Source organism: Adhaeribacter swui, from assembly GCF_014217805.1.
Lineage (GTDB): Bacteria > Bacteroidota > Bacteroidia > Cytophagales > Hymenobacteraceae > Adhaeribacter > Adhaeribacter swui.
Genome location: NZ_CP055156.1, coordinates 1,645,438 through 1,668,375, shown reverse-complemented (window position 1 = coordinate 1,668,375; position 22,938 = coordinate 1,645,438). Strand labels below are relative to the sequence as shown.

The window sequence follows — 22,938 nt, the reverse complement described above, 5'->3', positions numbered from 1 at the left end:
TATGAGATTTTAACAATAAAGCAAAGCGTTACGCCTGCAGTTGAGTAGCCGTAAATTGTTATGTAAAGGGTGACCTACTTACCTAAAAAAGATAAATTTTAAAAATTTGTATTTTAGCGGCCAGCACAACCTAAGACTAGCTGGCCGATTGATTTTCCAAATCTGCTAAATCCTGTAGTAGATCCATGGTTACCGGGCCGGGTTTGCCGGTGCCGATCATCTGGTCGTTTACCTGCACAATGGGGATAATGCGTTTGGTGGTGCTAGTTAAAAAGGCTTCTTTGGCTTGGACCAGGTCGGTGAGGGTTACAGTGCCGGCTTCGGTGGGGTATTTTTTGGTGGCTAGTTCCAATACATTTTTCCGGGTAATGCCTTTTAGTACGTCTTGCCCCGGGGTGCGTACCTGGTTATCTTGGGTTACAATAAAAAAATTACAGCGCGGAAACTCCGTGATTACCCCGTTGTGGTGGTATAAAACATCGGTGGCATTCTGCGCTTTTACCTCTTTCATCAGCCGGATGCCGGTGGTATAATTTATGGTTTTGGCTTGGGCCAGCTCCCGTACAAACTCATGGGTGATAATTTTAATGCCTTGCTGCACTACTTCCGCAGGTGGCAAGCTAACCGGTTGCTGCGTGATAATCAGGTTAGGAGCAGCCGGAGTGTAACCATCTTCAGAATAACCACCCGTCAAAACCATTTTAATGCCCGATTCCGGTATCTGGTTTTTATCCATTAACTCATACAGCACTTTTTTAAGCGCATCCGGCGCGAAAGGCACGGGCAAATCCATGAGCCGGGCCGACTCATAAAAGCGCGCCAGGTAATCTTCCAGAAACAAAGGCACGTTGTTTTGAATTTTAAAAAAATCGAAGATGCCGTAGCCGCGCTGCACCGCCAAATCGCTGATGTGCAAAAAAGCATCTTGCTGTAAAATTATTTCGTCGTGGTGGTAAACGTACAGGTTAGGGCTGGAGGGCATGATGTTTTTTTAAAATTTTTAAAGTTTGATCAATTGGTAAAGCCGGAATACGGTGTTGGTCGCGCCCGGTTAAGGTTTCGGCTTTAAAAAGGGAATTCAGGATAGCTTCTTCGGTGGCCTCGATGGTAGCCTGAAACAAGGGTGTTACCTCGTCGTTGCGCAGTAAAGTTACGGTTTGCGTTTTTTCCGGCGCATTGTGCGGCACGCGCAAATTAGGGTTAGTAGAAAATGCAATCACGTAATCGCCGCTGCCATTGGCGGCAATGCCGCCGGTTTTACCTAAGCCCAGCATAGCCCGTTTCGCAATGCGTTCCAGGTTGCGGGCATCTACGGGCGCATCGGTAGCTACTACCATCATGCATGAGCCATCGGCCTTGGCTTTCATTTGCTCGGTCAGGTAATTTTTTAATTCTTCGCCCACGGGTGCGCCGTTTATCTGCAGTACGCCACCAAAATTAGTTTGCACCAATATACCTACGGTATAGCCGCCTTGCTCCGGTTTAACCTGCCGCGAAGCCGTACCAATGCCGCCTTTAAAACCAAAACAAACCGTACCGGTACCGGCGCCCACGTTCCCTTCGGCCACTGGACCTGCTTTGGCTTGTTGAATCGCTTGCAAAGCGTGCGTCTCCGTTACGTGCCGACCGCGAATGTCGTTAAGGTAGCCATCGTTGGTTTCGCCTACCAGCCCGTTTACCGATTGTACCTTTTCGTTGCCAGGCAATTGCAAAGTATAACTAATTAAGGCGTTCATGGCGTTAGCCACGTTTAAGGTATTGGTGAGTAGGATTGGGGTTTCCAGGTTGCCTAGTTCCTGCACTTGCGTACTGCCGGCCAATTTGCCAAAACCATTGCCCACGTATACCGCCGCCGGCACTTTCTCTTGAAACAAATTACTCGCGTGCGGCACAATGGCCGTTACTCCCGTCCGGACGTTTTCGCCGGTAGTTAAAGTTACGTGCCCTACTTTTACGCCGGGCACGTCGGTAATAGCGTTGTTTTTACCGGTGGGCAAAATGCCAATCTTCAGGCCATACTCGCGGGCTCGTTTCCGTTCCTGCGCTTGTACCGTACCTACCAGCACCAGGAGTAGTAGCAGACAACATATTTTTGATACCGGTACCATAACCCGTTCTTGTAATAATATCTACTGCTAATTAGTAAAATTTAAATAAATATCAACTCTTAATGAATAAGTTTTAAAAATTAGTTCGTTCGGGTAAAAAGTTAAATTTGTTTTCTGTATTAATTAGGCGATTAAAGGGTGGCAAAAGTATATAAAGGATATTGCGGTGGTAAAAGGATCTTTAAGTTTAGGGTAGAAGCGCTTCATGTACATTCTAACCACCATGCGCTATAATAACAATAAAAAAAATATGCACGAAAAAGCCCGATAGATTTAAAAGTCCATCGGGCTTTCTGTTTTTTAAATTTTGTTAAGCCAGGAGATTCTCGATATCGTCTTTCGTTAGGCTTTTGATGATGGTTTCGTCCGTAGATATCAAGTCGGTTACCAGTTGGATTTTCTTGTTCTGGAGTGCTAATATTTTTTCTTCCACAGTGTTTTTGGTGATAAACTTATAGGTGAACACCTTGTTTTGCTGACCAATGCGATGGGCACGGTCTACGGCCTGAGCTTCAATAGCGGGGTTCCACCACGGGTCCAGGATAAACACGTAATCGGCGGCCGTTAAATTTAACCCGACGCCACCCGCTTTAAGCGAAATCAAAAATACCTTAATATTCTCGTCTGTCTGGAAGCGCTCTACTTGCTTGTGGCGGTCTTTAGTGTTGCCATCGAGGTACGTATAAGGAATTTGTTTATCGTTCAGGGCAGCCCTAACAATATCTAAATGCTTTACAAACTGACTAAAAATTAAAACTTTGTGCCCTTCGGCTACTACGCTGCGCGTCATCCGGATTACTTCTTTCATCTTGCCCGAGTCGCCTTCGTAGTTCGCGTCGGCCATGCGGGGGTGATTGGCAATCTGGCGCAGTTTCATTAAACCTTGCAAGAGCATAAACTGGGTGTTTACGCTGCCGGTTTCCTCAATATTTTTTAAAATTTTATTGCGGTAAAACGATTTGGTTTCTTCGTAAGCGTGTTCTTGCTCCTCGGTCATTTTGCAATAAGTAGTATGCTCAATTTTCTCGGGCAACTCCGTAGCCACCTGCGATTTGTGCCGACGCAGAATAAACGGTTTTATTAAAGCATGTAGCTTCTTGGTTTTTTCTTCGTTTTTTTCTTTTTCGATGGGCCGCAAAAACTCATTTTTAAAAAAGTTCTGATTTCCCAACAAGCCCGGATTAATAAACGACATCTGCGACCATAAATCCATGGTGCTGTTCTCGACGGGCGTACCCGTTAAAATAAGCCGGTGCTTTGATTTTAGATTGCGGACGGCCAACGAAGTATTGGAGCTTGGATTTTTAATCGCCTGCGATTCGTCCAGAATAATAAAATCAAAATAATAATTTTTGAGCAATTCAATATCCAGGCGCACAATGCCGTACGATGTTAAAATAACATCGTAGTGCTTAAACAAAGACGCCGTTTTTTCGCGATACGTGCCGGTATAATTTAATACGCGCAAGCCCGGCGTAAATTTCTGCGCTTCGTACAGCCAATTGTAAATAAGGGAAGTAGGCATCACCAGCAAAGAGGCACTCTGGGCACCTGCTTCTTTCTGGTATTGCAGCATGGCTAAGGTCTGGATGGTTTTGCCTAAGCCCATATCATCGGCAAGGCAGCCGCCAAACTTATAATCCCGGATAAAATGCAACCAGTTATAACCCGCTTTCTGGTAAGGCCGCAGTTCGCCTTTAAAACCGGCGGGCAAAGGCTTATCTTCAATGGTTTCGAATTCCCGGAGTTTTTCTAGTTTGCGGGTCATGGTTACTACGGCCAGGTTCCCGTTTTGCAGCTCGTTTACTAAAGTTAAGTGGTGCTTGCGCAGCTTTAACTCGCCTTCGCCTTCCGAAAAAGCAAACAACTCAATGTACTGGGTAAACCATTCTTCCGGAATAATCGCAATTTGCCCGTTGGGTAATTGATACTCGTTGTTTTTGGTAAGAATATGGTTTTTTAGCTTAATAAAGGGCACTTCAAACTCGCCAAACTTTACTACCCCGTAAATATCAAACCAATCGGCATTTTCGCGGATGCCTACACTCACGCTTACTTCGCCGATAAAATAATTTTTGGCGGCGGTATTGGCTTGTTTAATCGTGAACCCCATTTGCTCGAGTTCCTGCACGTGGCTGTTTAACCACGAAAAAGCATTGGCTTTTTCCAACACAGCCTTGCCATTTTTAACTTCCAATTCCCGTTTCGAGAGCTCCCGGATAAACTCTTTCTCGTGGTCGATGTCGCGGATGAGCCGGTGAAAAATATACGAATCCTGAGTTTTTTCTACGTTTACGCTTATTCTTTTGGCTTCCTGGTTGTTGTTTATCGTGTGCGAACCATATTGAAAACTCAGATTAAATAATATTTTGTTGGAGCGGTTTGGCGCACTACTAGTGGTTGTACCGTTGAATTTAGTGCCTAATCGGTTGGTAGGCGTACCAAATAGTTGCGGCGTAGTATCTACGTCGGTTAACTCGGTAAAAGTTAAAAAAGGGTTTGGGTTATACTTTTCCGATTTAATATCGAAGCCTTTGGCGTACACATCAAAAGATTCAACCAAGGGCGCGACAAATTTCTGGTAATAAGTTTCTTCTACTTTACGTGGAATAACAATAAACTTTTTGCTCAGGAAAGGCTGTAGTTTTTTGCCATCTACTTCTTTCTGGAAAGAATAAAGCACGTCGTCGAGCAAGAGCCAGGCCGGTTCGTTGCAGATTAACGTCGCATTCCGGTTCTGAAACTCCAGTTTTTCGTTCTGGTATTTTATAGTCGGGAAATAATGCGTATTGTCTTCGTTGCGCCGGAAATGAAACAAAATGCTGGCTTTTTGAGGCGCTACCGAAATCCTCTTCCAGGTAGGCTCGCCATCTTTGCCCATAATAAATACTTGTTTGCCCCCGAGCAATTCTAAAATTTTCGCCATCCGGTGTTGCACGTACGCATCAATGGCCTCTTGCGTAGCTTTGTCGCCTTTTTCCGGATCGTAGGTTTTTAAAAAAAAGTCAGCTACCGAAAGTTTTTTGGTAGAGAATTTTTTTAAAATCGCATCCTGCTGAATTTGATCCGTGAGGCCAATTAATTTAAAATCAGTAGCATCCAGCCGGGCGGCAAACTCATCGGCATTTTTAGTGGCTACGTTCTGGTGTTGCAACGTTAACTGCCCCTTAGAATTAACCTGCACCACAAACGACTCAAATAAATAGCCCAGGTACTCGTGCTCAAACAACGAGTAAACAATTTGAAACGGCTGCGTAGTGTATACTTTCATAACAAGGGGTAAAGATGCAATGTGAATATTGGTATTCTTGTCTAATAAAACAACAATTTTGTTAAATATTTTTTAAAAAATAAGAGAATTGCTTATGGTATTTTTTACAAAAAGTGGATTGTGTTGATAATTGATAATAGCTGCCAGTAAATAGCCTGTATATAAACTTATTGATTATTAATGGTTTATGTAAATGGCTAGTGTAGTAACCAGCAGCTGGTTTGAGCAGAAAAGCAAAATAAATATTGTTAAAACTTTTACTCTGTGATAAGTATTTTGTTTCTGCTTTTTTGAAGGCAGGTATGAATAAATAGGTGTTTTTTTAAATTTTATGTATTATGATTATCAGAAGATATAAAATCAGAGCATCTATTTTGTTTCATAGCTGCATTTCTGGGAATACCCATTAATTTTTAAAGCTAGCCATTATTTAATGTAATAAACCCAAAGGATAAAATATTCTGGGTGAAGAACCAGATGGAATAAACAGAATGGAAGCAGGAAGGTTTTAAATATTATCGCGCACATCGGTGGCGGCAGCGGTGCGGGCGGGCCGGATAGAAACCAGTAAAGTAATAATAAAGATAGCGATTCCCGTAAAGAGAAAATCCTGAATCTGCATTTTTACCGGATACGCTTCTACCAAGGCAGTAGCCATGTTCATAGGAACCAAGCCAAAAGTTTGCTGAATCCAGCAGACTAACAGGCCAACTGCTAAGCCAATAAAAGCTCCCACAAAAGCTACAATTGCCCCTTCGGCCAAAAATATATTCCGGATAATCTGGGGCGTTGCGCCCATAGAGGCCAGAATAGCAATATCTTTTTTCTTATCAATAACCAACATCGACAGCGAGAAGAAAATATTGAGTGAAGCAATGAGCAGGATAAAAGCAAACGTAATAAACACGAATAGTTTTTCTACTTTCACGGCGCGCAATAAACTTATATGCTGCTCGTCGCTGTTTTTTATGTCGAATTTTGGTCCGAGAACTTGTTGTAAGCGTTGTTTTACTTCGTTGATTTGGCGCCGGCTTTCTACGCGTATTTCCAGGGAGGTTCGTTTGCTGCCGTAATCCAGCAAGTCGCGGGCAAACTCTAAAGGCACAAAAATATAATTATCGTCGTACTGGCGTTCAATTACAAATACCCCGCCTACCATAATTGGCTTTTCACGAAAGGTATTTTCCGGATCCAGCGACAAGGTTGCTTTGGCTTTGGGGTACAGCAAAAACATGGGTACAATGGCATTGGTAGCCCGGATAGATAATTGATACTGCACACCCCGCCCGATTAAAGCATAATTATTACCCGCCCGTTGTAATTGATAATTGCCTTCGATAACCGCCGAATCAATTTTATTCTGGGCAAAAAAGTTAGGGCTTACGCCTTTCATTTTAATCACCATCTGGCGGTCTTCGTAGCGGAGCAAAGCGTTATCTTCAATTACTTCCGTAACTATCAAAACCCCCGGCGTTTTCCGGACTCTTTCGAGTAATTTATCATTCAGTTCAAAGCCTTTCCCTTCTACCGAAGTAATCTTTAAATCCGGATCAAAACTGCCGTAAATGCTCCGGATTAAATCTTCGAGACCATTAAATACCGATAACACAATAATTAAAGCTGCGGTACCCACCGCAACTCCTACCATCGAAATAATAGAAATAATGTTAATGATGTTTCTTTTCTTCTTAGAGATAAAGTAGCGTTTAGCAATCAGAAAAGGAACGTTCATGAGGCAATTGAATAATGATATTCTGGTAAAACTTTAATAAAGACAAATAAAGGTTATAATCTTTAAGCCTTACGGTTAATTTAATAATTAGGTATATGAATAAAGTTGCAGGTAAAAACAATAAACTTAAACTCTGCCGCTGTCAAGAGCATTTTCTCTGAAAAATAGGAAAGAAAAAGCGGTTTTTCTGTTACATTTAAAATTACTGCAAGTTAGTAAGGTAATAGAGGTGCTTGCGTTACCTATTTTTTAAAAATTTTTAATTTGGTAAAAGCCTTTGTTATAAAAGCTACACATTAACGCAAATCAACTTTTTAACTTTCCAACCTTCTAACTTTTCAACCCAACTACTTCCAGGCTTTTACAATCAGCCCGGTACCCGTGCGATGCTTGCTGTTGGCATCGAGCCAGTTTAACACTAAACAAAACGGAAAAGTTATTAGATAATAAAAAGGTAGTAACAAAAAGAACGCTTTTGATTTGCCCAACATCAAGATGGGGTATTTCATGGATAAGCGCCAGGATACTTGCCCGGGTTTGCCGTAGGAGTACCGCGCCTGCACTTGGCTGAAGCCCGCAATTTTTAATTTATTTTCAATTTCGTTGATGTTGTAGCCATCGCGTACGTGTTCTTCAATAAATGAGCTTTCTTCGTTGTCGTGCACATCGGAGCCCCCTTGGTCCGAAGGGGTAGAAATAAGCAACATACCGCCTTCTTTTAACGAAGTGTAAATATTTTTAAAAACTTCTACATCTTCCAGAATGTGCTCCATCACATCTACGGATAAAGCCAGATCGTACGTTTCGGGTTGCTGAAAGGTAACCAGATCGGCTACGGCAAAACGCACGTGCGACCGGCCAATTTGCGCAAAGAAGCGGTTACTATCGGCTATTTGTTCTTCTTTTACATCTACAGCAAAAATGCGCCAGCTAGGGCTCATGCCAGAAAGGTAATACGTATACTGGCCGTAGCCGGAACCAGCATCCAGAATATTTACATTTTGGCTTTTTTTACCGCTAGCCCAAGTGCGTAGCTCTTTGTGCACATGCCAGGTACGCAACAATAGTAAATCGAGTAAATTATAGAATAGGCGGCGGAGAAAAGGAGTTTTATTGAACGCTTCGCCCAGGATGCGTTTTATTGGGTCGTATTGCATGCTACATTAGCAAAACAGAAGCGTTTTGGTTATTAAAGCGCTTTTGCAGATTAAATAATTTATTTTTCCTCGTCGTTGGTTTCGGAAGTTTCTTCTTGATCGGCCGGCGGAATTTCCAGCCCCGAAAATAACTCTTCCATGCGGGCCGCGTATTCGGCGGTATCATCCAGGTAAAAGATAAGCTCCGGAATTACCCGTACTTGTTTTTTTATGCGCTGCGCCAGTAAATGCCGGATGGTTTTGGTATTGAGCTTTACTTGCTGCAGCAATTCTTTGGCATTGGCGCCTACCAGCATACTTAAATATACTTTGGCTACACCTAAATCCGGCGATACCCGTACTACACTCACTGACACAAATGCTCCCGTAAATAAATGGGAACATTCTCGCTGAAACACTTCTGCTAACTCTTTCTGAATCAGTTTCGCAAACTTTTGTTGTCTTTTACTTTCCATCTGCCTGCAAATATCACATTATTTTCGCACTTTTACTTGCTTGATACTTTACGTATAATTAAAAATTATGAATTAGAAAGTAGAATAAGAGTGCCCCTATAAATCTATTTCTTAACTCTTCTTTACGGTGGAGATGAACAATTTTAGTTAAGAAAACGGATTTGCCGCTCTTTGATTACAATATTAGTACCTGTTGGCAAAGGTTAATTTCTAATTTAAATTTTTAATTTCTAATTTTAAAAAGGCTTGGTTCGTTACTTCCGCAGTTTACTTTTATCGCGACTGCTTTCGTTGGTTTTGCTTTTTCTGGCTATCCGGATACCGCTGGTGTTCTGGGGCGTACCGCTTACCTTACCCGAACTAAAAGAAATGGTGCTGGGCGAGCGCATGGCCGGTGGCTATTTATTGTACCGCGATATTTTTGATAATGAAGCGCCGCTTGCCGCCAGTATTTACTGGTTGATTGATCTTTTATTTGGGCGTTCGTTGCTGGTTTATCGGGTACTTCCTATTTTTTTAATTTTTATTCAAGCTATTCGTCTTAACTCGGTTTTTAACCGGCATAACGTTCATCCGGATCGTACTTATTTGCCGGCTTTGCTATACCTGGTGGCCAGTAGTATATTTTTTGAACTTGATACCCTCACGCCGCTTTTGCTGGGAATGACTTTCGTTATTTTTTCGCTTAATTATTTAATTTCTTTTTCGAAGGAAGGCGAAAACAACCGCCAGTTGTTTAAAGCCGGTTTTATTCTGGGTTTGGGCGCTTTGTGCTACCTGCCCTTAGTGCTCTTTTTAATAATAGCGTTGTTTGCCATTATTTTGTTTGCCTCCAGCTCGTTTCGTAGTTCCTTGCTATTGTTTTGCGGGTTTATTTTTCCGTACAGCGTGGTGCTTACTTATTACCTGTATACCGGCAGTATTACTAATTTCCTGGATTTTCATTTACTACCCGACTGGAATTTTCAGGTTGATTTTTTACTAGCACCGAAAGATACTTTAAAAATTCTGGCTATACCCTTAGCTTTTCTGGCGCTTACGGTATTACACGCCATTACGCACGCGCCAGGATTAAACTACCAGGCCAAAATTTTGCAGCTCATGCTGGTTTGGTTACTGGTGGCGGTAGTTATTGCCATTATCGGGAAGAAAATCTCGACGCAGGCTTTGCTGTTGTTTTTACCCACGCTGGCTTATTTCGGCACGGCATTTTTTTTGCAGATCCGGAAAGCGGTTGTCCGCGAAACATTTTTTTTAGTGTTTTTTTCGGGCGTTATCTTGTTGCGTTTTCTTACTTTTCTGGGTTGGATTCCGCCTTTGGAAATTAAACTTAACGACTTACTGGTGAATCCGGACCCCAAATATGCCATTATTCAAGACAAAAATTTACTGGTACTTAATCGCGACCTGAATTATTACCAATATAACCGGCTTACTTCGCCGTATTTAAACTGGGATATAGCCAAAGCCGATTTTAATAAACTAGATACATACCAGGCCGTTTTTAAAATTTACCAGAACATAGCCACGCATTACCCGGATTATATTGTAGCCGATCCTAAATTAATGCAAGAGTTGCGGTATAAAATTCCGAATGCTTTTGGCGCTTACCAACCCTTAGCCAACAACCCGCAGGTTTTTCAACGAATAAGATAATTGTTGTTTGAACAAAACGTACAACAATTAATACACGATAACCGCAAAAAATAAAGCGGTTTGATGTACTACATCAAACCGCTTTATTTTTAAAAATTTTAAATTTTAAGAAAGTAAAAAAAGATTCTATTAACAAGTCATTTTGGAAACGCGGGTTTGGTGACGACCGCCTTCGAAAGGAGTAACCAGGAATTCCTGCACCATCTGGTGCGCAACTTCTTCCGAAATAAACCGGGCCGGAATGCAAAGTACATTGGCATTGTTGTGGCTGCGGGCTAGTTGTGCCAACTCGGGTAACCAGCATAACGCTGCTCTTATTTGCGCGTGTTTGTTTGCTGTTATAGCTACCCCGTTACCGCTCCCGCAAATTAAAATGCCAAAATCTGCTTCTTTGTTTTCGATGGCCTTTGCCAAGGGGTGCACATGATCCGGGTAATCAACGGAGGCATTGGAATGTGGCCCAAAATCTTGTACGGTGTGCCCTTGTTGCTTCAACAAGTTTATAATGTTTTGCTTGTACTCAAACCCGGCATGGTCGCCGCCAACAGCAATAGTGAAAGCCATAAAATTAGTTGCAAGTTGTAGGTTACTCGTTGGCGGTAATGCCACCGGTTACCTTATTTCAAAATTTTAAATTTTTTAAAATTACGTCCGATTTACGCTTTAATCTTAATTGTTCAGTTCTTCGTTTAACCGGTCGATGTCTTTCTTCCGCACCACTCTAGAAATATAAATACTTACTTCATAAAGTAAAAGTAAGGGTACCGCAATCAGCATCATACTCATTACATCGGGTGGCGAAATAAGGGCAGCAACAATAAGAATTACCACAATGGCATGCCGGCGATACAGCTTCATCATTTCCGGCGATACCAACCCCGCTTTGGCCAGGAAGAACACAATCATGGGCAGCTCAAACATGAGCGCACACGAAAAAGTCATGGTAGTAAGCGTGGAGATGTAAGAAGCTAAGTCGAACTCGTTTAAAATGCTCGGGTCTACCTGGTAAGAAGCTAAAAAGTTAATGGAGAGCGGTGCCGCAATAAAATAACCGAAAAGGGTACCGACAAAGAACAACAACGAAACAAAAAACACGGCTCCGCGCGAATTTTTTTGTTCGCGTTCGTACAAGCCCGGTTTAATAAACCGCCAGATTTCCCAAAAAGTGTACGGAAATGCCAGTACTAAACCAATAATGGCCGAAACCGTCATGTGGGTAGTAAATTGGCTGCTCATTTCGCGGCTTTGCAGCGTAAACGAAATTTTATCGATGCATAACTCCGGCCGGCCCAGATAAGCACCTAGCTCGCATAACTTGCGATAGGTAAAAAAATCAGCGCGTGAAGGTCCCAGGATAAGGTCGTGAAAAATAAAATCTTTCGAAACAAAGGCCGCTACGGCAAATACCAAAATAGATGCTACCGAACGGATTAAGTGCCATCTTAATTCTTCCAGATGGTCGATAAACGACATTTCGTGTTCACCACTGCTTACTACAACTTCTTCTTCCACCGCTGCTTTTCCGGGCTAGATATTAATAATTAAATAAAGGTACGTTCTGCATCCAGGCGTTAATTTCCTGCTTCACAGATGCAATTTTACTATCGTTGTCATGGTTGGTTAATACCTCGTCGATTAAGGCTACTACCCGCTCCATGTCGGCTTCTTTTAAGCCCCGGGTAGTTACGGCCGCCGAACCAATGCGCATACCGGAGGTAACAAACGGCGACTTATCGTCGAAAGGTACCATGTTTTTGTTAATGGTAATATCTGCTTTGATTAAGGTGTTTTCGGCCAGTTTACCCGATAAGCCTTTGGAGCGCAAGTCAATTAACATTAAATGGTTGTCGGTGCCGCCCGAGATAATCTGGTAACCCCGATCTGTTAACGCTTTAGCCAGAGCTTTCGCATTTTTCTGCACCTGAATAATGTAATTTAAATAATCGTCGGATAAAGCTTCGAAAAACGATACCGCTTTAGAAGCAATAACGTGTTCCAGAGGTCCGCCCTGCGTACCCGGGAAAACGGCCGCATCCAGCACCGACGACATCATGCGCAAATCACCTTTCGGCGTTTTTAAACCCCACGGATTTTCAAAATCCTGCGGCATCATAATCATGCCACCCCGCGGACCACGTAAGGTTTTGTGCGTGGTAGTGGTTACAATATGGCAATATTCAAAAGGATCATTCAATAATCCGCGGGCAATTAAACCAGCCGGGTGCGAAATATCAGCCATTAACAAGGCACCTACGGCGTCGGCCGCTTCGCGTAAACGCTCGTAATTCCAGTCGCGGGAATAAGCGGAGGCACCGCAGATAATTAATTTTGGTTTTTCCTTTACGGCAATGTCATACACTTTGTCCCAGTCGATAAGGCCGGTTTCCTGCTCTACGCCGTAGAATAAAGGCTGGTACAATTTACCCGAAAAGTTAACCGGCGAACCGTGCGTTAAGTGACCACCGTGCGATAAGTCAAATCCTAGAATTTTGTCGCCAGGGTTGATAACCCCCAACATAACGGCGGCATTAGCCTGCGCCCCTGAATGCGGTTGCACGTTTACCCAAGCGGCGTTAAATAATTCTTTGGCCCGGTCAATAGCTAATTGCTCGGCTTGGTCTACCACTTCGCAGCCGCCATAGTACCGTTTGCCAGGTAAGCCTTCCGCGTATTTGTTCGTTAATTCGCTGCCCATGGCTTGCATTACCTGCTCCGACACAAAGTTTTCGGAAGCAATTAATTCTAAGCCGTGCATTTGGCGTTGTTTTTCCTGCTGGATTAAATTAAAGATGGCGGTATCTTTCTGCATTTTAAATAAGTACGTGATGGTAAATGGAGTCCAAAATTACAGAGAGAAGTTTAATAAACCAATGCCATTTTTCAGGTAAATACAGATACCTATTTCCGGATATTTGCTAATTTTTTAAAATTTTGCTTTTTATAAACGATTTTATTGCCCGAGCAGATTGTCCTGCATAAAAAAAAGGAAGCAATTGCTTCCTTTTTAAATTTTAAAAAATACTGTTTAAAAGATTACTGCTTAACAATACGGGTTTGGTTAGTACCCGTAGAAGGAGAAATTACGCGAATGATATACACGCCAGCTGCCTGGTTACTTAAATCTACTTTTACTTCGTTGTGCGTTGGACCCACGAGAATGCTTTTGCTATAAACCACTTTGCCAAGTACATCCGTTATTGTAACAGCGGCACTTTCCGGCTCACTGCTGCCAATTAACACCGATAAAGCCGGTGTATTGCTGGTTACTGGATTGGGGTACACTGATAAGGCGGGTATTACCTGATCGAAGGTAAGGGCTTTGGGACCGAAGTATTTCGTCGTACCGTTCCAGTCCGTTTGCTTTAAGCGGTAGTAAAAAGTACCAGCTTGCCCTATCCGGTGAGTAAAGGTATAATTTTGCACTACACTAGAGTTAGAATGCGGTGATTCCACAAAGCCGACTTCTTTATAAAGCTGGGCATTGGTAGAAACTTCCACGGCAAAGCCTTGGTTATTTTTTTCCGTAGCGGTTTGCCAGGTTAGCAGGGCAGTACTGCCTTTCTTGGTTACCTCAAAAGCCAGCAGCTCCACGGGTAAAGGGTTATTCTGATCAGAAACCGTGAAAATAGAAAAAGAAGATACCGTAGCGGTAATACTATGGTTGCTGGCATCTTGGTCTGCTTTACTTACGTCGTAAAAAGTGGTTGCATCATTTCCTTCGGTTTTCCAGACCCGGGCCTTGGTTAAGTTCTTGCCATTATCATCATCAGCTACCCAGGATAAAGTAACGTTAATAGGTGCGGTGGGCTGATTGCTGGGTAATACTTCCCAATAACGATTAATTCCTTCATTACCAGTAGATTCTATAAGAATACTACTTCCGGAAACGCGATTTACGGTAACTAATCCCAGGTTTTGCGACCCTAATGGCCCCAAGCCTATGGAAATGCCCATCCCCCCAAAATTAGAACCTGCAGCAGCAGTAATATTACGAGTAGTGCTTAAATTACCTATTACATAACTATTCGCAGTTTCTCCGGTAATAGTGGCAGTCCCTTCTAAGATTAAGTTATAATCACTAGCGTCTAAATTTTTACCCGCCATTTTTAAATTTTTACTAACTCTAATATTGGCACCTAATACCTTATTACCAGTACCAGAAATAACTAAATTATTGTACGCGTAAGTGAGAATGGCAGGAATTGTTTGTTCCCCACCATTAAACTCAATAGTAGTATTTGCTATATTATCATAAACAGCATTGGTAGCCGAAGGAGAGAATGAACCAGAAATTCTTAAAGTAGTTGGTAAGGTAATAACCTTACCAGCTCTTGGCCCCGAGATAGTTAAATTGGCATAATCTATTGCAGAAATAGTTTGTGTTCCGGTACCGTTATAAACTACTGTTGAGCCCGGGTTTATGGTTAGAGATGTTAGGGTACTTAAAAGGGGAGTTAAACCGTTGGTATTGGCCGTTCTTACCGTACCATTTACTGTTAGGGTGCCTGCCCCGGTTATACTTTTAGATAAGGTTACAGAAGCATTAGATTCAATGCTCATATTTGCCCTTGAGCCCAGGAAGAAGGTACCTGTTCCGGAAATAGTTTTATTAGCACCAGTTAATCGGACTGTAGTTACCTCAGAAGAATTATCTAAATTTAATCTGCCAGTCCCATTAAGCGTGACGCTACCTCCTAAAGATACAGTTGTAGCGTAAGATGAATTAAAGTTTATAATACCGGAATTGTTAGTTACCACATTATTTGTTACTGTTAGGGTACTAGCCGCTACAGGATTGAAACTTAAAGTACCACTACTTACAGTTAAAATACCCGAAATAGTGATATTCCCTGCTAAATTTAAGTTAAAAATAGGCGATGGAGTTCCTGTTGGGGTAGGGGCTGTTAACGTTAAATTATTTAAAATTCTTAATGCTCCAGTACCTGTAATTGTTTGATTAAATGCATTTACATTTATAATAAAGGTCCCATACGTGCGGTCTATAATATCTGGTGCGCTGTTTACTTCGTGAATATAAGTGCTTCCTGAATTAAATATTACTACCGCATTAGGGCTGACGGCTCCGAATGGTAAAGAATTTAGTGATCGATTATTGTAAAATGAGCCATTAGCGAAAGTTACAGCACTTTTGGGAGCTGTACCAAAAGGGGAACCAGAAAGGTTTGACTCAGCAATAAATCTGCCACCAGCCGCAAATGTTAATCCACTTGTATTCGCTAATAATTGATGATTAGCGGTGCCTGTACCCTGAAAAGTAATAACGCCAGCTACGCTCCCAGTTTGACCTGATGTTGTAGTCATATTGATAGTTAAATCTGCCCCAGCAGTAGAGTTGGTAACGGTTAGGTTACAACCAGCTGCAACCACAAAGTCGGCGCCTGAAGCTACGTTGTTTGCAATATTTAAAGTTTTATCATCTGCCACTGTAAAGGTAACGTTTGCGGCATTGCTTAAACCTAAATATCCAATAGTTTCAGTAGAGGCAAAATTTAAAGTAACGATTGGGTTCTGAACAACGCTTCCATCAAACTGTAATATATCATTAGCCGAAGGGGAAGTCCGGCTAGGAGTCCAGTTGGTTGGTTCTGTCCAATCTCCTGTCGCACTATTCCAGGTGTAAGTAGTATTGGTAATGCTAAATACAGAACTGCTAACTGATCCGGCGATCGTTGTTACGGTGATAGGGCCAGTTATTGCACCGATTGGCACAATAACATTTAGGCGGGTACTTGTTTGAGTACCTGTTTTAGTGGCTGTTACTGTATTTACGCCATCTTTACCAGTAAATTTTATAATGGTAGTTGCCGTATTAGGAAAGTTAGTGCCATTAATGGCTACTTGGTTCCCTATTATCCCAAAAGTAGCACTAAGTGAAGTAATAGTTGGCGGAGGAGCGAAAGCTTGCGTACTTGTAGCAGTACCTCCTGGGGTAGTTACAGAAATAGGGCCTAGAGTAGTTCCGGCCGGAACTTTGGCAATAATTTGCGTACTGCTGTTTACTTTAAAATCTACAGCGGTTATGTTGTTATAAAATTTTACGGAAGTTGCCCCGATAAAGCCGGTTCCTGTAATAGTTACAGTTGTATTATCAACCGGGCCAAATGCTGGACTAAAACCAGTAATTGTTGGTAAGATTTTAATTGTTCCAGAGCTTGTAACTTCACCAACCGGGTTAATTAAACTAATTGGGCCATTAGTAGCTTCACTAGGTATCACGGCAGTAACTTGAACATCGCTTACAACTGCAAAACTACTAGCCGGAACACCATTAAAACTGACATTGGTTGTATTTATTAAATTAACGCCATTTATTGTAACAGTAGCTCCGACAGCGGCTGATGCAGGAGTAAAGGAGGTAATATTAGCATTAAGAATAACAGCCTTACCCGTTAGGTTAATAGTATAAGTACTCTCATCTTCATCGTCATTTACAATAGTGATAACTGCATTTTTTGCTGAGGGTACATTATTTTTAGGCGAAAAATTAATTGTAAATGTGGTATTCCCTCCTGCTGTAACTGCCGTTGGCGTTACATTTTTAACTAATGTAAACTGATCGGCATTATCTCCGGATAAGGTAATATCCAAAATAGTTAAGTTAGCGGTACCATTATTCTCAATAGTAAATGTTACGGCATTGCTAAAGGTATTTACATTCTGATCAGCAAAAGCATAACTAGAACCGTTCGCTTTATCAGCCGTTCCTTGTTTAATATTAATTTCAGGTACATTGGTTTGCGCATTTGCATAACCTGTTATAAACAACAATAGCAGGCATAAACACTTCAGTTTATTTATAAATTTTGAATTGTAGTAGAAATGCTTCATAAAAAAGTTTTAAATAAAAGCGTAATATTATTTAAGGAATTGCTTACTTCTAATTTGGGAAGGTGAGAATTTAAATTATTTTATATTAAGATAAGCTTAATTAAATATAAATAAGGTACGCTTACAAATATAAAACTTTGATTATTAATATTTATAAAAAAGTAGAGTTATAATAAGCTAATAATATAGTGTAAACGTAATAAATAATTATATATCTGTTGGGATACAGCAATAGATATGATGATAACTGTCTCTTGTATAAGATGATGCAAAAAAAAGTAAGAAGTGCTTGTAATTAGTTCAGGACAATTATTCTTCTAAAGCAGTTACTAGATATAGTTCTTGTATACTTCTTGATACGACTCCCTTATAAAAATTAAAATAATTAAATTTGCGGACAACAACCCTGCTGTTTTGTAGCTACTTGTAAGTATAATAAGTAGCTATATAAACCAAAAAGTATTAAAATTTTTAAAAGATTACTGCTTAACAATACGGATTTGGTTAGTTCCGGTAGAAGGAGAAATTACGCGAATGATATACACGCCAGTGGCTTGGTTCCTTAAATCTACTTTTACTTCGTTGTGCGTTGGACCCACGAGAATGTTTTTGCTATAAACCACTTTGCCAAGTACATCCGTTATTGTTATAGTGGCACTTTCCGGTTCACTGCTACCAATCAACACCGACAAAGCCGGTGTATTGCTGGTTACTGGATTGGGGTACACTGATAAGGCGGGTATTACCTGATCGAAGGTAAGGGCTTTGGGACCGAAGTATTTCGTCGTACCGTTCCAGTCCGTTTGCTTTAAACGGTAGTAAAACGTTCCAGCTTGCCCTATCCGGTGGGTAAATGTATAATTCTGCACTGCGCTAGAGTTAGAGTTCTGCGACTCTACAAAGCCGACTTCTTTATAAAGCCGGGCATCGGTAGATATTTCCACGGCAAAGCCTTGATTGTTTTGTTCGGTAGCGGTTTGCCAGGTTAGCAGGGCAGTACTGCCTTTCTTGGTTACCTCAAAAGCCATCAGCTCCACGGGTAAAGGGTTATTCTGGTCAGAAACTGTAAAAATAGAAAAAGAAGATACCGTAGCGGTAATCGTGCGGTCTTTGGCGACATTCTGGTTAGATGTACTTACATCGTAAAAGGTAGTTGCATCATCTCCTTTGGTTTTCCAGACCCGGGCTTTTGTTAAGTCCTTGCCATTGTCATCATCAGCTACCCAGGATAAAGTAACATTGATAGGTTCGGTGGGTTGATTGGTTGGTAATACCTCCCACCTACGGTTAATACCTCGTCTACCTTCAACTATAACGTTAGCTCCAGGGCCGGTAATCCGGTTTACGGTTGTGAGACCCAGGTTTTGTGAACCTAATGGGCCTAAGCCTATGGTAATGCCCATCCCACCAAAGTCAGAACCTAAAGCACTTGTTATGTTCCGGAGAGTACTTAAATTTCCTACTACATAACGGCCTGAAGCTTCGCCGGTAATAGTGGCAGTTTCCCCTAAAATTAAAAAATGGCCATTGGTATTTATATTATTAGCCACCATACTAAGATTACCAGTAATACTAACATTAGCTTCTAGTACCTTATCAGCAGTACCGGATATAACCAAATTTTTATAATTAAAAGCAGGTATTATCTGATTATTACCGTTGAACTCGATAGTATTGTTATTAGTGTTCATATCAAAGGTAGGAGCAATGCCAGTAGGAGCTATGGTAAAAGTGCCAGAAACTCTTAATGCATTTGGTAAAGTAATAATCGCCTCAGCAGTTCTTACACCACTTATAGTTAGGTTAGCATAATTTTCCCCAGAAATAGTTTGTGACCCAGTACCATTATACTCTACAGTGGAGCCGGGGTTAAAAGATAGAGGTTGTAATGTACTCGCAAAAGGCGTAGTAGCACTACCCGATATGCCAACCGTGTTTGCTGAACCGGATCGCAAGGTTCCATTAATAGTTACTCTACCAGTGCCGGCAACCGTTTTTGTAACGGTGATAATAGCATCCGTTTCAACTATCATATGGGCGTTTGGGCCTAAGTTTATAGAACCACCAGTTGCCCCACTACTTTGTTGTATTGCCCCATTTTTGCCAGTGGCACCGGTACCATCTAGTCGAATAGTTGTAGCAGAAGCTGGATTAAAATTGAGGCTGCCCTTGGTAATTGTTATGTTCCGACCTATGGTAATGTTGCCAATTAGGTTGAGGTTAAATGTTGTTGCATTTGTTAAAATTAAATCTTTTTGAATGGTTAGATTGCCGATGCCAATTACAGTTTGATTAAACGCAACATTATTGATCTCGATGGTCCCATATGTGCGATTTAATAAATCTAAAGGTTTATCTATATCGTGACGATACAAAGTATTAGGATCAAATACTACTACCGTACTAGAACTAGAATTGCCAAACGGAGATCCCGCAGCAGGTGATTGGTTGTAATATTTAGCATTAGAAGAAAATTGTACGGAATTATTGAATTCGCTACCGAATGGAGAACCAGTAAAATTGCCTTTAGCTGAAAAAGTACTGGATGATTGAAATATTAAGGTATTTCCATTGTTGGCTCTATTATTAGCTATTAAGCGGTGCTCCGCGGCTCCAGTGCCATTAAATTCTAACCCTCCTGCTATAATACCTGTTTCTCCGGGTAATAAGTTAATCATCAAGTCAGCGCCAGCCGTTGAATTAGTAAAGAATAACTTTGCTCCACTTTCGATAAATAAATCTTCTTTTTCTGAAACGTTATTATCAATATTTAAAATTTTATCAGTTGCCACCGAAAAAGTTACATTAGCATCATTAATCAAACCTAAATAGCCAATGGTTTCTGGCGAGGTAAAGTTTAAACTAACAGTTGCTGCACCAGTAGTAGTGCCTGTAATTTTACCATCAAACATAAGAATATCATTGGCCGTAGGATTCGTGCGGGCGGGAGTCCAGTTGTTAGCGTTGTTCCATTCTCCGTTTTTACTATTCCAAGTATAGGTGGTATTTATAATAGTGATATTGGCGCTAGCCGTTGCTGCGGAGGTAGTTACAGTAACCTGCCCCGAAACTGCACCAAAAGGCACAACAGCATTTATTTGCGTATTATTTATATAAGTTTTAGGAGCAGTAATGGTAGCCCCGTTTTTATCTACAAACTTAACAGTAGCGGCAGATGTAAAGCTGGTGCCATTAATTATTACGGTGTTGCCAATAACTGCTGAATTATCGCCTCCAGGCCCTACTATAGAGGTAATAACCGGTGATGGAGAGAAACTGCTGGTGCTGGTTCCTGTTCCACTAGGGGTTGTTACCGAGATAAAGCCAGTGGATGTATTAGCCGGTACTACCGCAGAAATTTGTGTGTCGCTGTTTACAATAAAAGAGGCAGCTTCAACACCATTAAAAGTGACTGCAGTTGCTCCGGTAAAACTGGTTCCGGTAATTACTACGGTGCTCCCAATTGCTGCTATGTTAGGATTAAAGCCAGTTATTTTCGGGATTATATTATAAGATTGAGCGCTTGTTATGGTGCCTACCGGGTTAGTGATGCTTAGCAAACCAGTAGTAGCACCCACAGGAACAGGTGCAGTAATTTTCGTATTACTATTTATAGTAAAAGAAGCAGGTACTCCGTTAAAAGTTACCTCAGTTGTATTAATCAAGTTGGTGCCGGTAATCGTCACTGTTGCTCCAATACCTGCCCCTGTATTTGGGTCAATAGAGGTAATAGTAGCAGGTAAAATAACGGCAGTTGCAGTTAAGTTGATAATGTAGGTTCCTTCATCTGAGTCATTATTCGTGATGATTATAGACGCACTTTTAATCGATGGTGTGTTATTTTTAGGATAGAAACTTACCGTAAAGGAAGTAGTGCCACCAGCAACTATCTGGGAGGTAGTTTTTGATTTATTAAGCGTAAACTGATTAGCATCTGCCCCGGATAAAGCAACATCCGAAATTGTTAAATTAGCATTGCCGTTATTTTCGATAGTAAAGGTTATCGCAGAACTAGCAACATTCACATTTTGGCTATTAGCAAATGTATATCCTGTGCCACTTAGCCTATTAGTAGAGCCCGTTTTAACATTTATTTCGGGCTGGGTAGTTTGCGCATAGGTTATTGAGGTAACGAATAAAAGTAGAAATAAAGAAAAGAATTTTAAGTTAGGTGTAATCTTCCGTTTTAAATTACCATTCTGCATCGCTTCTTCTTTAAATCCATCTATAACTAACTTTGCTTCATTTATTCAGTTTGTAAACCAAGTATAAAATTTATCCCTGTTCATCTGTTATGATGTTGCTATCATTACCCGATACTTTTATTGTGGTAAATTTTGATAAATAAAATCGGGGCTCTCTCTTACTAACGAACTAAGCTTATTGTTTGTGTTTTAATCTTATAATTAGAAAAACATTTAATTTTAAAAAATAAGAAAAGGTTCAATAAAGCTTATACTAACTTATTGAAGTAAAGTTAAATAGACAGTTAAAAAGAAATTAGCAGAATTTAAAGTCTAATAATTGAATTCGCCAAAAGGGCTTTTAATGGTAAGCTCATTCTTTTCACTTGCTTCTACCCGGCCAATGATTTTGGCCTCTATGTTAAAAGATTGGGCAATAGCTATTAAGTCTGCCGCATAAGCCTCGTTGAGGTAAATTTCTAAACGGTGCCCCATATTAAATACTTTGTACATTTCGGCCCAGTTGGTCTGGCTTTCTTCCTGAATGATTTGGAACAGCGGCGGTATATCAAATAAGTTGTCTTTGATAATGTGTACTTGGTCGGTGAAATGCAATACTTTGGTTTGGCCGCCACCACTGCAATGCACCATGCCGTGAATATTGGCGCGATGCTGATTTAAGATTTCTTTAACTAAAGGAGCGTAGGTGCGGGTAGGCGAAAGTACTAATTTACCCACATCTAAACCGGTGCCAGTTACTTCATCCGTGAGTTTGTATTTGCCAGAATAGACTAAGTCGGAGGGAACGCCCGGGTCGAAGCTTTCCGGATACTTCTCGGCTAAATACTTATGGAAAACATCATGACGCGCGGAAGTTAAGCCATTGCTGCCCATGCCGCCGTTGTACTCGGTTTCGTAGGTAGCTTGCCCGAACGAAGCAAAACCTACAATTACATCACCGGGCTGGATGGTATGGTTCGAGATAACTTCGTCGCGGCGCATGCGGGCCGTTACGGTGCTATCCACAATAATGGTTCTCACTAAATCGCCTACATCGGCGGTTTCGCCGCCAGTGCTGTAAATACCAATGCCATTGTCGCGAAGCATTTGTAAAATTTCTTCGGTGCCGTTAATAATGGCAGCAATTACTTCGCCGGGAACCAGGTTTTTGTTCCGGCCAATAGTTGACGACAGCAAAATAGTATCGGTAGCACCTACGCACAGCAAATCGTCGGTGTTCATGATAATGGCATCCTGGGCAATTCCTTTCCAAACCGAAAGATCACCGGTTTCGCGCCAGTACAGGTAGGCTAACGCCGATTTGGTGCCCGCACCGTCGGCGTGCATGAGGTTGCAGTAATCCGGGTCGTTGCCCAGGATATCCGGGATTATTTTGCAGAAAGCCTTCGGGAAAAGCCCTTTGTCAATATTTTTTATCGCTGCGTGTACGTCTTCTTTCGAGGCCGAAACACCCCGCCGCAAATACCTGTTTTCCATGGTTTAGTTGTTGATTGTTGGTTGTTGGT

General features: G+C 41.4%; 13 protein-coding genes. 1 reads left to right on the top strand and 12 read right to left on the bottom strand.

Annotated features, from left to right (window positions below; all coding sequences use genetic code 11):
* Positions 1-136: 136 nt before the first annotated feature.
* The 6 genes from HUW51_RS07675 to rbfA form a co-directional block, all read right to left on the bottom strand.
* Positions 137-982 carry an aminotransferase class IV gene (locus tag HUW51_RS07675; RefSeq protein ID WP_185273388.1) on the bottom strand — a complete coding sequence of 282 codons (846 nt, stop codon included), beginning with the start codon at positions 980-982 and terminating at the stop codon, positions 137-139.
* Positions 966-2,108, bottom strand: a complete 1,143-nt coding sequence (locus tag HUW51_RS07670; RefSeq protein WP_185273387.1) for a DmpA family aminopeptidase — start codon at positions 2,106-2,108, stop codon at positions 966-968. Before HUW51_RS07670 ends, HUW51_RS07675 begins: the two co-directional genes overlap by 17 nt.
* Before the next feature lie 310 nt (positions 2,109-2,418).
* A complete protein-coding gene (locus tag HUW51_RS07665) occupies positions 2,419-5,379 on the bottom strand; it encodes a DEAD/DEAH box helicase (protein WP_185273386.1) in 2,961 nt (986 codons plus the stop codon).
* A gap of 508 nt (positions 5,380-5,887) precedes the next feature.
* Positions 5,888-7,111 carry an ABC transporter permease gene (locus HUW51_RS07660; RefSeq protein WP_185273385.1) on the bottom strand — a complete coding sequence of 408 codons (1,224 nt, stop codon included), beginning with the start codon at positions 7,109-7,111 and terminating at the stop codon, positions 5,888-5,890.
* A gap of 347 nt (positions 7,112-7,458) precedes the next feature.
* On the bottom strand, positions 7,459-8,268 hold the full coding sequence (locus HUW51_RS07655; protein ID WP_185273384.1) for a class I SAM-dependent methyltransferase: 810 nt from the start codon (positions 8,266-8,268) through the stop codon (positions 7,459-7,461).
* 59 nt (positions 8,269-8,327) lie between these two features.
* Complete coding sequence (rbfA, locus tag HUW51_RS07650; protein WP_185273383.1) at positions 8,328-8,723, bottom strand: 30S ribosome-binding factor RbfA; 396 nt, start codon at positions 8,721-8,723, stop codon at positions 8,328-8,330.
* Positions 8,724-8,969: 246 nt separating this feature from the next.
* Between rbfA and HUW51_RS07645 the strand changes: the two genes are divergently transcribed.
* The gene (locus tag HUW51_RS07645; RefSeq protein WP_185273382.1) at positions 8,970-10,379 is read left to right on the top strand and encodes a hypothetical protein; all 1,410 of its coding nucleotides are present in this window, start codon (positions 8,970-8,972) and stop codon (positions 10,377-10,379) included.
* Positions 10,380-10,508: 129 nt separating this feature from the next.
* Here the strand turns inward: HUW51_RS07645 and rpiB are convergent, their stop codons facing one another.
* From rpiB to HUW51_RS07615, 6 genes are all read right to left on the bottom strand, one after another.
* Complete coding sequence (gene rpiB / locus HUW51_RS07640; protein WP_185273381.1) at positions 10,509-10,943, bottom strand: ribose 5-phosphate isomerase B; 435 nt, start codon at positions 10,941-10,943, stop codon at positions 10,509-10,511.
* A 105-nt stretch (positions 10,944-11,048) separates the two neighbouring features.
* Positions 11,049-11,852 carry a twin-arginine translocase subunit TatC gene (gene tatC / locus HUW51_RS07635; protein WP_185274463.1) on the bottom strand — a complete coding sequence of 268 codons (804 nt, stop codon included), beginning with the start codon at positions 11,850-11,852 and terminating at the stop codon, positions 11,049-11,051.
* Positions 11,853-11,913: 61 nt separating this feature from the next.
* On the bottom strand, positions 11,914-13,188 hold the full coding sequence (gene glyA / locus HUW51_RS07630) for a serine hydroxymethyltransferase (RefSeq protein WP_185273380.1): 1,275 nt from the start codon (positions 13,186-13,188) through the stop codon (positions 11,914-11,916).
* Between the two features lie 224 nt (positions 13,189-13,412).
* On the bottom strand, positions 13,413-17,228 hold the full coding sequence (locus tag HUW51_RS07625) for a beta strand repeat-containing protein (RefSeq protein WP_185273379.1): 3,816 nt from the start codon (positions 17,226-17,228) through the stop codon (positions 13,413-13,415).
* Between the two features lie 479 nt (positions 17,229-17,707).
* On the bottom strand, positions 17,708-21,253 hold the full coding sequence (locus HUW51_RS07620; RefSeq protein ID WP_185273378.1) for a beta strand repeat-containing protein: 3,546 nt from the start codon (positions 21,251-21,253) through the stop codon (positions 17,708-17,710).
* Between the two features lie 492 nt (positions 21,254-21,745).
* Positions 21,746-22,909, bottom strand: coding sequence for an AIR synthase related protein (locus HUW51_RS07615; protein WP_185273377.1), 1,164 nt, complete (start codon positions 22,907-22,909; stop codon positions 21,746-21,748).
* Positions 22,910-22,938 lie beyond the last annotated feature (29 nt).

Coding starts and splice junctions, on each gene's coding strand:
- HUW51_RS07660 (WP_185273385.1), bottom strand. CDS start 7,111: ATGAACGTTCCTTTTCTGATTGCTAAACGCTACTTTATCTCTAAGAAG.
- HUW51_RS07675 (WP_185273388.1), bottom strand. CDS start 982: ATGCCCTCCAGCCCTAACCTGTACGTTTACCACCACGACGAAATAATT.
- HUW51_RS07625 (WP_185273379.1), bottom strand. CDS start 17,228: ATGAAGCATTTCTACTACAATTCAAAATTTATAAATAAACTGAAGTGT.
- rbfA (WP_185273383.1), bottom strand. CDS start 8,723: ATGGAAAGTAAAAGACAACAAAAGTTTGCGAAACTGATTCAGAAAGAG.
- HUW51_RS07670 (WP_185273387.1), bottom strand. CDS start 2,108: ATGGTACCGGTATCAAAAATATGTTGTCTGCTACTACTCCTGGTGCTG.
- HUW51_RS07615 (WP_185273377.1), bottom strand. CDS start 22,909: ATGGAAAACAGGTATTTGCGGCGGGGTGTTTCGGCCTCGAAAGAAGAC.
- HUW51_RS07655 (WP_185273384.1), bottom strand. CDS start 8,268: ATGCAATACGACCCAATAAAACGCATCCTGGGCGAAGCGTTCAATAAA.
- glyA (WP_185273380.1), bottom strand. CDS start 13,188: ATGCAGAAAGATACCGCCATCTTTAATTTAATCCAGCAGGAAAAACAA.
- HUW51_RS07665 (WP_185273386.1), bottom strand. CDS start 5,379: ATGAAAGTATACACTACGCAGCCGTTTCAAATTGTTTACTCGTTGTTT.
- tatC (WP_185274463.1), bottom strand. CDS start 11,852: ATGTCGTTTATCGACCATCTGGAAGAATTAAGATGGCACTTAATCCGT.
- rpiB (WP_185273381.1), bottom strand. CDS start 10,943: ATGGCTTTCACTATTGCTGTTGGCGGCGACCATGCCGGGTTTGAGTAC.